15 protein-coding genes are annotated in these 12,653 nt (G+C 43.6%); 7 read left to right on the forward strand and 8 right to left on the reverse strand.

Annotation, left to right across the window (positions count from 1 at the left end):
- Position 1 precedes the first annotated feature (1 nt).
- The 8 genes from E7X56_RS03675 to E7X56_RS12290 all read right to left on the reverse strand — a co-directional run bounded on the left by E7X56_RS03675 (position 2) and on the right by E7X56_RS12290 (position 5,989).
- The gene (locus E7X56_RS03675) at positions 2 to 553 is read right to left on the reverse strand and encodes a V-type ATP synthase subunit E (RefSeq protein ID WP_135604981.1); all 552 of its coding nucleotides are present in this window, start codon (positions 551 to 553) and stop codon (positions 2 to 4) included.
- Positions 554 to 605: 52 nt separating this feature from the next.
- The gene (locus E7X56_RS03680; RefSeq protein WP_210409239.1) at positions 606 to 845 is read right to left on the reverse strand and encodes a V-type ATP synthase subunit K; all 240 of its coding nucleotides are present in this window, start codon (positions 843 to 845) and stop codon (positions 606 to 608) included.
- Positions 846 to 849: 4 nt separating this feature from the next.
- Positions 850 to 2,790, reverse strand: a complete 1,941-nt coding sequence (locus E7X56_RS03685) for a V-type ATP synthase subunit I (RefSeq protein WP_135604983.1) — start codon at positions 2,788 to 2,790, stop codon at positions 850 to 852.
- Positions 2,783 to 3,109 carry an ATP synthase archaeal subunit H gene (ahaH, locus tag E7X56_RS03690; RefSeq protein ID WP_091688581.1) on the reverse strand — a complete coding sequence of 109 codons (327 nt, stop codon included), beginning with the start codon at positions 3,107 to 3,109 and terminating at the stop codon, positions 2,783 to 2,785. Before ahaH ends, E7X56_RS03685 begins: the two co-directional genes overlap by 8 nt.
- 230 nt (positions 3,110 to 3,339) lie before the next feature.
- Positions 3,340 to 4,533, reverse strand: a complete 1,194-nt coding sequence (locus tag E7X56_RS03695) for a radical SAM protein (protein WP_135604985.1) — start codon at positions 4,531 to 4,533, stop codon at positions 3,340 to 3,342.
- Positions 4,534 to 4,561: 28 nt separating this feature from the next.
- The gene (locus E7X56_RS03700; protein WP_135604987.1) at positions 4,562 to 5,419 is read right to left on the reverse strand and encodes a polyprenyl synthetase family protein; all 858 of its coding nucleotides are present in this window, start codon (positions 5,417 to 5,419) and stop codon (positions 4,562 to 4,564) included.
- Positions 5,420 to 5,467: 48 nt separating this feature from the next.
- Entirely contained in the window at positions 5,468 to 5,848 is a 381-nt protein-coding gene (locus E7X56_RS03705; RefSeq protein WP_135604989.1) for a cytochrome c maturation protein CcmE, read from the reverse strand.
- A gap of 15 nt (positions 5,849 to 5,863) precedes the next feature.
- A complete protein-coding gene (locus E7X56_RS12290) occupies positions 5,864 to 5,989 on the reverse strand; it encodes a CcmD family protein (protein ID WP_091688589.1) in 126 nt (41 codons plus the stop codon).
- Between the two features lie 185 nt (positions 5,990 to 6,174).
- Here E7X56_RS12290 and ahbD point away from each other — a divergent pair, with 185 nt between their 5' ends.
- The 7 genes from ahbD to hemL all read left to right on the forward strand — a co-directional run bounded on the left by ahbD (position 6,175) and on the right by hemL (position 12,638).
- Complete coding sequence (gene ahbD, locus E7X56_RS03715; protein WP_135604990.1) at positions 6,175 to 7,215, forward strand: heme b synthase; 1,041 nt, start codon at positions 6,175 to 6,177, stop codon at positions 7,213 to 7,215.
- 123 nt (positions 7,216 to 7,338) lie between these two features.
- Positions 7,339 to 7,794, forward strand: coding sequence for a siroheme decarboxylase subunit alpha (gene ahbA / locus E7X56_RS03720; protein ID WP_135604992.1), 456 nt, complete (start codon positions 7,339 to 7,341; stop codon positions 7,792 to 7,794).
- A complete protein-coding gene (gene ahbB, locus E7X56_RS03725; protein WP_244603389.1) occupies positions 7,784 to 8,263 on the forward strand; it encodes a siroheme decarboxylase subunit beta in 480 nt (159 codons plus the stop codon). The genes ahbA and ahbB overlap by 11 nt, the downstream gene beginning before the upstream one ends.
- A complete protein-coding gene (locus E7X56_RS03730) occupies positions 8,264 to 8,944 on the forward strand; it encodes a bifunctional precorrin-2 dehydrogenase/sirohydrochlorin ferrochelatase (protein ID WP_135604994.1) in 681 nt (226 codons plus the stop codon).
- A gap of 92 nt (positions 8,945 to 9,036) precedes the next feature.
- Positions 9,037 to 10,305, forward strand: coding sequence for a glutamyl-tRNA reductase (hemA, locus tag E7X56_RS03735; RefSeq protein ID WP_135604996.1), 1,269 nt, complete (start codon positions 9,037 to 9,039; stop codon positions 10,303 to 10,305).
- An 11-nt stretch (positions 10,306 to 10,316) separates the two neighbouring features.
- On the forward strand, positions 10,317 to 11,291 hold the full coding sequence (hemB, locus tag E7X56_RS03740) for a porphobilinogen synthase (RefSeq protein WP_135604998.1): 975 nt from the start codon (positions 10,317 to 10,319) through the stop codon (positions 11,289 to 11,291).
- A gap of 78 nt (positions 11,292 to 11,369) precedes the next feature.
- Positions 11,370 to 12,638, forward strand: coding sequence for a glutamate-1-semialdehyde 2,1-aminomutase (gene hemL, locus E7X56_RS03745; RefSeq protein WP_135605000.1), 1,269 nt, complete (start codon positions 11,370 to 11,372; stop codon positions 12,636 to 12,638).
- Positions 12,639 to 12,653: the final 15 nt, after the last annotated feature.

A 12,653-nucleotide genomic window follows, 5' to 3' on the forward strand; every position in this document is an offset into this window, starting at 1 on the left:
ATCACCCGAACAAGATATCAGATGTTTGTTTCAATGATTGCTCATTAACATTCTTCAGGATTATGTCATATGTATAATCCAGACGAATTGTCCCATCATTGTTCTCAATGACCACGCCACCAATACAATCAACATTGCCAGCATATTCCAATGAAGAGAGTTTTCGGACAAGTTCCTCAGAGTCTTTGTTAGAATATATTTTGCTGCCGTTGCCTTCATTCTGTTCAATGATGGCCTTCAACAACTCTTCCTGTTTTTCGGCAGGGAGGGCTACAATAGACTCTACTGAATTGTCGTATACTTTATCAAGGACTTCTTTGCGGGCATTAAGCGTTGCACGCTTGACTTCCAGGTTTGCACTGGATGTCTCCTGTTGGCGTAATCTTTTGATATCATCTTCAGCTTTTGCAAGACGGTCTCCCATGATCTTTTTTGCAGACTGCCTAGCTTCATCAAGTATCTGAGATACTTCTGCATCAGCTTCTGCATTGACCATGGTAACATTTGCTTGCGCAGCATCCATGATATCTTTAATAACTGTTTCGAGTCCCATGCTCTGACACCTTCAGAGAATTTAAGAGCAATATAATTGCTCTTAAATTAACTTAGCTGATAAGCAGTGCGACGACAAGTCCGAAAATGACGATTGTCTCTGGAATGACAGTAAGGATCAAACCTTTACCGAACAGGCTCTCATTCTCTGCCATTGCACCTACTGCTGCTGCTCCGATATCTTTTTCTGCAATACCTGATGCAAGACCTGTAAGTCCTACTGCGAGTCCTGCTCCAATTGCTTTTAATCCTGCTGGGTCCATCATTGTTGCTGCTGTTGCTACGTCTGCCATTTATTCATTCCTCCGTGTATCTTCTTATATATCCAAATGGGTTGTATTTTCTTCCGCCACCTTCGTAGAATTTACCGAAAAACTCTACATACTGCAACCTGAGTGCATGTAATCCGGGGGCTATTATACTCAGGACTGTGTTTAACGCATGTCCGAATATGAATACTATAATTGCGCCTACTGCTGCTATGATTCCGCCCTGGGGCAGGATCATATCAAAAGCTATGAGATTGACAGTAGATGCAATATAAATTGATGACAATCCTACTGCTATTAAACGAGTGTAGGAAAGTGCATTACTTAATAGTGCAGGTAATTCGATAGGTCCTTTTACGCCTTCTCCTTTAACGAGCATGACGAATCCTATAAGGAACACTATGATCCCTATTATTTGTGTAGGTGCTGTACCGGTGTAACCAAGTACTGCTAAGATTATTCCAAGTTCTACTACAAGCCAGCTACCTTTTTCAAACATTGCTGCAGCAAAACCGTGGTTTCTCTTCTCGTTTATGAATCCAATCACGTATCCGAAATTGATATGAAGCACACCGATAAGTGCTGTTGCAGCTATCATTGTCATAACAATATGTGTACGGTGGATTGGATATGTGATCACTTCTCCGGCGATCGGGGAGGCGAACAGTGTTATTGTTTCGAATCCTGCGATCAGTCCGGGCACTGTACCGTGATCTGTGTGCAGACTTGCAAGTGGGAATCCAAGGAACTCGCCGTAAAGGATACCAAATATCAATGTTGATACCTGACAGTAGATAAGTACATTCATCAGAGGTTTGACTGCATCTGATTTGACCATCTTTTTGATTCCCATTGCAAGTGCCAGAAGGATCAATGCGTATCCGATATCACCAAGGATCATTCCATAGAAAAGTGGGAATGATATGAATATCAGTGTTGTTGGATCGATCTCATTGTATTTTGGACGTGCATACAGGTTCATTATTTCCTGGAATGGCCTTGCGACCTTTGGATTGTCATACTCGATTGGTATGATGTCCGTATCCTGTTTGGTAATTTCCTGCACTGATACAAAAGCTCGTCCGTTTGTTGCAGTGTTAACGATGCTCTCAAGTCCTGCAATACCATCTTCCGGAACCCATCCATCTATCATGAATGTGTGTTCAGATGTTGCAATTTTGACTGGAGCTTCTGCTTTTTCGGATTCGATAGCAAGCAGTTCTTCACTGGCAAGTATGAATTCAGAATATTTCTCTTTGATCGATGAAATATCTGTTTCCAGTGATTCGATCTGTTTAAGGATGTCTGCTTCTTCCTTTTCAATGCCTGCAAGTAAGGTTTGTGGTATGCCACTTATTTCAGGGATCCTGAGCTCTCTGAACTCAAAGTTTGAAAGGATCTCTGAAACTGTTGCTTCATCCTCTTTCTTGACAAACAATGCTACAGTTCCGGTATTCTGGTCATACTCCATCTCGTAGGTCGATGTAACCTTTGAGATAGCAGGACCAACATTTTCCTTGACAGTACCTGCAAAGACTGCGATGTTCTCATAATTACGATACAATTCCATCTCAATTGGAATTGCTGAGAATGGCGCAAGGTCTTTCGCCAGTGTTTCAAGTTCCTTTAATCGTGATTCCAGTTCTGATCTCTGTTCTGTTTTCGCAGTAACCTCTTCATCCAGTTTATCAAGTTTGGATTCAAGGTCATTTAAAACAGTGTTAACCTTCTGTTTAGGTGCATCTGATTTCTTGACACCAAGGAAGGATGAAATAGATCTTAACTGAATAAGCTTTTTAGAAACATCACCTGCGTTTTCGAAAGGTCTGCCAAGTTTGAGTCCGGAACTATCTTCATTGTAATTCTCAAGGTGGAATAGATTGCTGCTATGGAGAGCCTCAATTGTTTCTTCCATAATGTCCTTGTGACCTACAATGACGGCACGACTCATCTGTTTTGGCTTAAGCATGAATTGCCCTCTCGAATTCTGTGACTAGATTATCAACGGCTTTATGAACGTTAGCTTCAGCTTTTTCACTGATGCTTTCTGCTTCACCGTTGCCGTTAGTAATAATTTCTTCAGATTCCTGTTTAATTGTTTCTTCAGCAGACTTAAGTGCACTCTGTGCAGATTTCGCTGCATCAGCTTCTGCCTGTTTGATGATCTCTCTGGCTTCAGCACGAGCATTCATTATACGCTCGCTCTTATTTTTGAGCCCTTCCTCCACCATTTTGGCCGCACTTTGTTCTGCTTCCTTTATTTCGGATAATATTTTGTCTTTAGCCATATAAATCCTCAATATATCTATAAACTGTTACTTAGCGCGATTTACTCACCCCTATAGCAAGCATGCATATAAGTTATTCGGTTCCGTCTTTCTGATTGTGGAAATGTTAATAATTTATCATGGGATATTTGCAAAAAATACTTAAGTTCTGACTATCTGCAAACCTGATGTTCAGTTTGTCAGAACCTTTTTTGAGATTCCTGTCTCTCAATATAGGGGTAAAATTAGATTCAGTTCTTTTCCTGGAGGTCGATCCTTAAAGGTATATTTGCATCCTTGGGGATCGTATGGATGTATTCCTTCCTGAACTCCGGGTTTCGCATCATACAATACTCTGCAGAACCTTTGTATGCACGGTGTTTGCCCATACGCTTCCATATGTCTGCAAGACTGTCCTCTCTGATGTTGCCAAAGGCAAGTGGGGTGTAAGCACATGGCATGACGTCGCCACCGGATGTCACGTGGATCCATCTTCTACCGGCAAAACAGCCAAACTGGTCAGGTCCCATGAAATAAGGGAATGCTGTAACTCTTGGTCCATCTGCTGCCATATTCTTTTCTTTCTGGAACTTCTCCAGCCTTGAAACATCCTTCTGGCTGATCGTTTCATCTTCGCGTTCAAGCCATCTGCCAACAGCGATGATCTCGTAGATGGACATCTCATGCATTCCAAGGCTCTCTGCCAGGCCATAGAAATCTTCGAGGTCGTCAATATTGTCCGGGGAAACCACAACGAACATATCTGTAAGAATACCTGCATCAAGACTATTTTGAATTCCATCCATCGCATTTTGGTATGCCCCCTCTCTTCCGCGAACACGGTCATGCTCACTTTCAAATGGACTGTCAATGCTAATATGTGTCGCAAAAAGACCGGCATTCTTAAGGTCCTGTGCTCTTTCAGCTGTCAACCTGAAACCGGAGGTAAAACATGTGGCAATAGCCTTTGTTTTATCGACACTGGCAACCATATCCGCAATATCGCTTCGGAGCATTGTTTCGCCACCATCGAATTGTACAGAATATGTGCCAAGTTCAATAGCTTCTCCTATTACCCTGTTAATTTCATCAACGCTCAGTTCAGGGTCGGCAACGATTCCTGCAGCACCGCAATGAATGCAATTGTAAGGACATTTATCAGTGATCCCGATCGAGAACTGGTCCGGAATTCTTTTTTTCATAATGGCACCGATCTGTGCACTTATGAGCCTGTTAAACGCAGTGCTTGGTATCGGTGGGGACCATGTGGAAAAAATGATGTTCTCCTCATCTGCTCTGATCGGTTTCTCTTCCTGGAATATCTTATTGATCCTTTTGATAACAGGACTTGCGATTGTTGAAAGAGGTCCTTCTATATCCAGAACGACTTTTCCGTTCTCTGTACTTGCATTTACTTTGATTACTGATTTTTCATATACCCGCATATCTTCACCTGGGTTTTTATGATTGATTTTATTTTGGAAGCATCTCAATGGTTATGTAGTCGGTGATCTCAAGAAGTTTGTTCCTTGCATCCGATGGCTCAAAGTTTGAAAGTATCTCTTTTGCCATTTTCACATATTCCATTGCAATTTCGGTTGCTTTTTGCACAGCCTGCTCCTGTGTCATCTCCTTCTGATATATCTGTAGCAGGGAAATGGATTCATGACCTGATCTTTTATCATCTGTACTCTCTGTATATTCCAGCAGATCATCAACGATCTGGTATGCTATTCCCAGTTTTCCCCCATAGTCTTTTAAGAGTTCTGCTGTAGCTTCATCAGCTCCTGCGATATAAGCTCCCATGGTTGCGCTTGCAGCAAAAAGGGATGCTGTTTTCTTATCAATGCAGTCAAAATAATGATTGTCTTCAAATGTTCCGGTTGTGCTTTTTATATCAATGGTCTCCCCTTCGGCCATTGCCATTCCTGCACGTCCGAATGCTCTGACAACCGGGGCATCATATGATGATATAAGCTCGATGGACTTTGAGATCATATAGTCACCTGCAAGCATTGCAGCTGCGGGTCCGAATTTCTTGTGCGCGGATTCAACACCTCTCCTTATGACTCCCTCGTCAAGTATGTCATCGTGTATAAGGGATGCCGAGTGGGTAAGTTCGATGGCAAGGGCCGCATTAACTGCATCCTCAGAATTGCTTCCGCATATTTGGGAAGAAAGCATCAGTATAATTGGTCTGACCCTTTTGCCGCCGGATCTGCAAATATGACCGACCACGGATTTCATCTGGGATGAATCGTCCATACTGTTGATCATATCGTTCATAGCATCGTTGATATGTTGGTATTCTTCCCATTCTTCGATGTTCATCGCATGCCCTCATATATGGAAATTTTGTTTTTGTTCTGGAATTTTATTTTATTCGGAGTACTTTGACGGACAGCCCATGACTATCTGTTCTGCATCGATCATTGTTTCAGATACCATGGTTCCTGTCAGACTGATACTTTTTCCTTCTGCCAGGTTTGCAGGAAGATCTGCAGAATATTCTACATTTATCTCATAGTTCTCATCTTCTGCATCTGCCAGTGTGAATGTGGTCATTTCAGGTGAAATGCTAAGGCTTCCATTCTTCACAATTCCCATGGTGTTGACCTTCTGGCCTAAATGTTCCTGTGGATCGGCTGTGATGTCAGATACCATATAATATCCTTGCTCGACATCTACGCCCCAGAGTCCGATCGCCATCACTGTCATTATTGCAATTATGGTGAAGATCGTCTTTCGTTTTTTATCCATGTGCAAACACCTTTATCATTTAAGCTTCCGAATTTTGGAAACCAATTGTGAACGGTTGTATATCAGATAAATAATGTATGATATTAGCACTATCCATGTAATTACAAAAGCTGTCTGAAATGCCTGTATTCCCAGTGCCATGCGCGTTCACCTTGCATCGATTTTTGTCGTTGGAAATATGTGGTTTCCTATGTGTGATCCATGTCTTGACGACATGGTTTAATATGGGTTCTGTGTAGTATATTGCCATACTATTTAAGTAAATTGAACGAATGTTCGATTGTACTCTTACATTATATATATGACATAAAGGAGAACTGTCTGATATGGTAAAACCTCCACGACTTATCGCATGGGAACTGACATGGGGTTGCAATCTTTCTTGTGTCCATTGCAGGGGCTCATCAACCTCAGAGATACCCGAAGGTGAACTTTCTACAGATGAGGCAAAGCACTTCGTTGACGAGATCGCTGAAATTGGTGATCCGATCCTCATTATAACCGGTGGGGAACCACTTACCCGAAAGGATGTTTACGAGGTCGCAAGATATGCGACTGATAAGGGGTTACGTGTTGCTCTTGCCACGAACGGTACCCTTCTTGATGAGGACGTTGTGAAAAAGCTCAAAGATGCCGGGGTTCAGCGAGTAAGCATTAGCATTGACGGGTCGACAGCAAAGACGCACGATGAGTTCCGTGGAGTTTCCGGTGCATTCGAAGGTGCGATGCGTGGGATCGAATATCTCAAAAAAGGTGGTCTTGGCTTCCAGATAAACACCACGATCACAAAAAGGAACATTAACGAGATCCCTGAAATACTTGACCTGGCAACTGAGATCGGTGCAGAGGCTCTTCATATATTCCTCCTTGTCCCCACAGGCAGGGGCAAGAACCTTGAAAAAGAAGAGATACCTCCGGTTGAATATGAGCGTGTTCTCAACTGGTTCTATGATCAGCAGAAGCATGTCAGTATCCAGCTAAAGGCAACCTGTGCCCCTCATTATTTCAGAATAATGCGCCAGCGTGCTAAAAAGGAAGGCGTAGAGGTCACCGTCAAGACTCATGGTTATGAGGCAATGACGCGTGGTTGTCTTGGAGGTACCAGTTTCTGTTTTGTTTCAAGCACAGGTGACGTTCAACCATGTGGTTACCTGCCTGTTGTTGCAGGAAACATAAAGGAGCAGAGTTTCAGGGATATATGGGAAAATTCCAAATTGTTCAATGACCTTCGGGATTTTGACAGTCTGGGTGGCAAGTGTGGAAAATGTGGCTATAAAAACGTATGTGGTGGCTGCCGTGCTCGTGCTTATGCTGCTACAGGCGACTACATGGCTGAAGAGCCGTACTGTATATATGTACCCAGATAAAGGCTGCATGTATCTGCTCCGGTAAAATGTCTGCCTTTACAGGAAAACATTATAATCTAATGATCGCATGAAGTCTGCATAGCATGCAGGAGCCTGCTAAAAAAACATTCGGTGTTCATTTATATGATACAACTTGATGATATTGATAAGAATATCCTTAATCTGATCCAGCTGGATTTTCCACTTGATGTTCATCCATTTGAAAAAGTGAGCGTTCAACTGTCTATCTCTGAAGAGGAACTGCTGGAGCGCATGGACCGTTTGAAAGAAGAAGGTGCAGTGCGCCGAATCGGTCCTGTAATCAACACTAAAAGGGTAGGTGGGATCAGTACTCTTGTCGCATTGAAAGCTCCTGGACCAAAGATAGATGAGATCGCAGAGCTTATCAATCAACATCAGGAAGTTTCCCATAATTATTTGCGCCAGGCAGATTATAATATATGGTTCACAGTGTCTGCTGCTAACAAGGAACGTCTGGAGCAGATCATAAATGACCTTCAGGAAGAGACCGGCTGTCCGTTGATCAACCTGCCTACAAAACGACTTTTTAAGATCGGGGTGAAATTCGATGTCAAATGATAATGTCGTCATGGATGAAGCTGATACCCGTCTTCTCAAGCTTACTCAGGATGGTATACCCTTTGTCCATTCGCCATTTGCTATGGTCTCAGAAGAACTTGGGATGACCGAGGAGGAGGTTGTCCGCCGGATAGAACAACTTCAGACAAATGGTTTTATTCGCAGGTTCGGTGCATCCATCGGTCATCGTGCAATTGGAATAACGGCAAATGCAATGTGTACCTGGAATGTTCCTGACGAGCGTGTTGAAGAAGTAGGTGCCGTTATGGCAGGCTTTACAGAGGTGACCCATTGTTATGAAAGGCCACGTTATCCTGATTGGCCTTATAACCTTTTCACCATGGTACATTCCTATACAAGGGAGGATTGTGAATACGTTGCCCAGGAGATATCCAGGGCCACCGGAATTACTGATTATAAGCTTTTGTACAGTGTTCGCGAGTTCAAAAAGACAGGTGTGAGGTTGTGAATGGCAGAGCAGACCGATAGTCGTAGTTATTTGCCACTTTTCATTGATCTGAGTGACAGGAAAGTGGTGATCTTTGGTGGAGGCCCTGTTGGTCTTCGCAAAGCATCGCTATTTTCGGATTATGCGCATACAATTGTTGTAAGTGCGGACTTCGTTCCTGAGCTTAAGGACCTTTCATCCTCATCTTCTGTGGAGCTGGTTTCCATGGATCTTTTATCCGTATCAGACGAAAAGCTTGAAGAGCTTGTCATGGGTGCGTTCCTTATTATTCCTGCAACCAACATCGCTGAATTGAACGATCGAATAAAGGAATTTGGCCGAAGGTCAGGTGCATTGGTCAATCGTGTTGATATGGCGGATGATGTTGTCATTCCTTCTGTTATTAAGAGGGGTGGTCTGACCATTGGGATATCCACACTTGGGTCGAGTCCGGCAGTATCCAAATACACTCGCAAGAAAATAGAAAATGTCATTACTCCTCAGTATGGAGATATGATCAAACTGCAGGATGAGGTGCGAAATCTGCTAAAGGGCAAAGTTGCAGAGCAAAAGACAAGAAAGGCTATTCTCTGGGAGATCCTTGAAGATAGGTCCGTATGGGAAGCTCTTGAAGTTTCATATGAAAAAGGGTATAAAATAGCATCTGATATAGTTCAGGAGCACATAAGCAAGAAAGGTTGATACTATATGGGACATTACATTAAATTTAAGTCCGATGTTCGTGTTCATGAAGGTATGCTACATCTAATGCACGTTCATTGTGGAGGTTCACTGTGACAGAGATATCAAGTATGGTTATTACACATGCCAAGGCTACTGTTGAGGAAATGGAGGATTCCTGGCATGGGGACCTTGATCTTGTTCTGAATCAGCTATACTCAAATGAACTTGTTTATGAGTGTGCGGTCCTCAAGACATGCAACCGCGTAGAAATATATGTTGTTTCCTCAAAGGGTAGCAGTGTTCTGTTCCATTTTGCAAAGGAGATGGGCGTGTCAGCAAAGATCGTGGAGTTCTATGACCACGATGAATCTTTAAGACATCTGCTCAGACTTGCTTCTGGTCTTGAGTCCATGATAATTGGAGAAGCTCAGATCCTGGGTCAGATTAAGGACCTGTTCCTGGTAGCAAAAGAAGCCGGTACTGTAGGAAAGATCCTAGATACTGCTTTCAGCAAGGCTATCCAGGTTGGCAAGAGAGTACGTACCGAGACCTTCATCAACAGGGGGGCGGTTTCCATTGCTTCTGCTGCTGTTGATCTTGCTGATGATATCCTGCATGGTCTGAATGACAAGAATATCCTTGTCATTGGTACCGGAGAAATGGGAACTCTGGTCACAAGGGCTCTTGCACACAGGGATATGAATGTGATCTATATTGCAAATCGTACCTACGAGAAAGCGAAATATCTTGCAGTAGAGCTTGGTGGCGAAGCTGTCATGTTCGACCAGCTTGAGAAATATGTTTCCGCAGCTGATGTAGTAATAAGTGCCACTTCTGCTCCTCATTATGTTCTGAAGAAGGATATTGTGGAAAAGGTAATGGATGGTCGTACGAACGAACTTCTGCTTATTGATATTGCAAGTCCCAGGGATATTGATCCTTCAATAGAAGAGATCCCGCATGTAATTCTTCGCAATATTGATGGGTTACGTGTTATCAATGAGAAGAATCTTCAGATGAGGATGGTAGAGGCCAAGAAGGCAGAGGTCATGGTTGGACAGGAGCTCGAACTTCTTCAGGCCCAGTATAAGCGTCAGAAAGCAGATGTTATTATTTCAGAGCTTTATAGCAATTCCTATAATTTGAGAGGAACCGAGATGGAGCACGCCATTAACAGGTTGAGTGCCTATCATACGATGGGTGACTTTGAGCGCAAGGTGCTTGTGGACCTTACACGTGCTATTACTAACAAGATCCTGGCAGAGCCGACCAAAAAATTACGCAATGCCGCTGAATATGACGATGAGGATTTTTTAGATTCTGTATCCCGTTTATTTGATATCAGTCCGATCAAGAAGAGCAATGATGCTACAAAATAAGAGTTGATACTATGTTCCCACAGGTTAGAATGCGAAGGTTAAGAAGTGGTAAGATACGCGATCTGGTTCGGGAGACCGAACTTAGCGCGAACGACTTGATATATCCGATGTTCGTGGATGAGACCACTGATTCTATTGTGGATATATCATCTATGCCCGGTGTCCAGCGTTTGCCTCTGGATAAGGTTGTTGATGATGCAAAGGATGCAGCAGATCTTGGAATTCCTGCAGTGGTCCTTTTCGGTATTCCGGAACACAAGGATGAGACTGGTACATGTTCTTATGGTGATGAGGACATTGTCCAGCAGGCTGTCCGTGCTATCAAGGAAGACCTTGGAAAGGACATGGTGGTCATCACTGATGTCTGCATGTGTGAATACACAAGTCATGGTCATTGCGGTATTGTGGATTTTGAGACCGAGGATGTTCTCAATGACCCGACCCTTGACATACTGGGCAAGATCGCTGTAAGTCATGCAAAGGCAGGTGCTGATATTGTGGCACCTTCAGGTATGATGGATGGTATGATCGGTGCTATCCGTACAGCACTGGATGAGGACAACTTCAAGAACACTCCTATAATGTCCTATGCAGCAAAATATTCTTCAGCATTCTATGGTCCTTTCAGGGACGCAGCAGACTCCGGTTTCCAGTTCGGTGATCGCTCAACATACCAGATGGACCCTGCAAATTCCAATGAGGCGATCCGCGAAGTTGAACTGGACATACTGGAAGGCGCTGATATGGTTATGGTCAAGCCGGCATTGCCTTATCTTGACATTATCTATCGTATCAAGCACGAGTTCAAGATGCCTACAGCTGCATACAATGTCAGCGGTGAGTATTCAATGCTCAAGGCCGCAGCAGAAAAAGGCTGGCTTGACGAGAAGAAAGTTATGCATGAGTCATTGCTGTCCATCAAGCGTGCAGGTGCTGACATGATCTTGACATATTTTGCAAAGGACCTTGCAATGATGTTGAAGTAAGGCAAGAGAACAGGACCACTATAATTTAGTTATTCAGCTTAATATTAATCTACAGATCAAATTTCAAATGGTGTTATTATGGTTACTTTAGACAAATCCAAGGATATATTCGACAAGGCAAAAATACTTCTTCCAGGCGGCGTGAGCAGTCCGGTACGTGCTATCAAGCCTTACCCCTTCTACACAGAGTCAGCTAATGGCTCCCATATCACTGATGTTGATGGTAATGAGTACATAGATTACTGTCTTGCATATGGTCCCAAGATTCTGGGACATGCAAATCCGGTAATCAGGCAGGCAATCATTGACCAGCTCGATAAAGGCTGGCTATATGGAACCCCAACCCAGCTTGAGGTGACCCTTGCAGAGAAGATCGCTTCTCTTTATCCAAGTATCGACATGCTGAGATTTATCTCAACCGGTACTGAAGCAACCATGAGTGCTTTAAGGGCTGCCCGTGGATTTACAGGCAAGGACAAGTTCATCAAGATCGAGGGTGGTTTCCATGGTGCACACGATGCTGTGCTTGTAAAGGCAGGGTCTGGAGCTACAACACATGGAGAGCCGGATTCCCTTGGAATTCCTGCAGACTTTACAAAGAATACCCTTCAGGTTCCTTACAATGACATCGAGGCAATGACTGAGGTTATCGAGTCCAACCAGGATGACATGGCTGCGGTCATCATGGAGCCGGTAATGGGTAACATAGGTCCGATACTTCCTGAAGGCGATTACCTGAAGGAGGTTCGAAAGGTCACAGAAGAGAACGATGTTGTTCTTATCTTTGACGAGGTTATCACCGGTTTCAGGCTTGCTATGGGTGGTGCACAGGAGTACTTTGGTGTCACACCTGATATGACGACCCTTGGAAAGATCGTAGGTGGCGGACTTCCGATCGGTGTTTTCGGTGGTAAGCGCGAGATAATTGACATGATCTCTCCATCAGGTTCAGTTTACCAGGCAGGTACTTTCAGTGGAAGTCCTGCATCAGTTGCAGCTGGTATTGCAGCCCTTGATGTACTGGAGAAGGAAAAGGTTCATGAAAAGCTTGCAGCAACCGGTGATATGATGCGCTCCAACCTTTCTGACATCATTGCTGATAAGGGACTTGATTATAATGTCGGTGGTATTGCTTCAATGTTCAAGGTATTCTTCGGTGACATGCCTCTTAACTATCAGGACGTTCTCAAATGTGATAAGGAAGGTTACTTGCAGTTCTTCCACAAAATGCTGGACAGCGGTGTGTTCCTGCCACCATCCCAGTTCGAGACGAACTTCCTTTCAATGGCACACACAGAAACTGATATTGAGAAGACCTTCGATGCATATGCAGCTAACCTGAAATGATACTAGAGGAGCAAT

Source organism: Methanococcoides sp. NM1, from assembly GCF_900774285.1.
Taxonomy (GTDB): Archaea; Halobacteriota; Methanosarcinia; order Methanosarcinales; family Methanosarcinaceae; genus Methanococcoides; species Methanococcoides vulcani.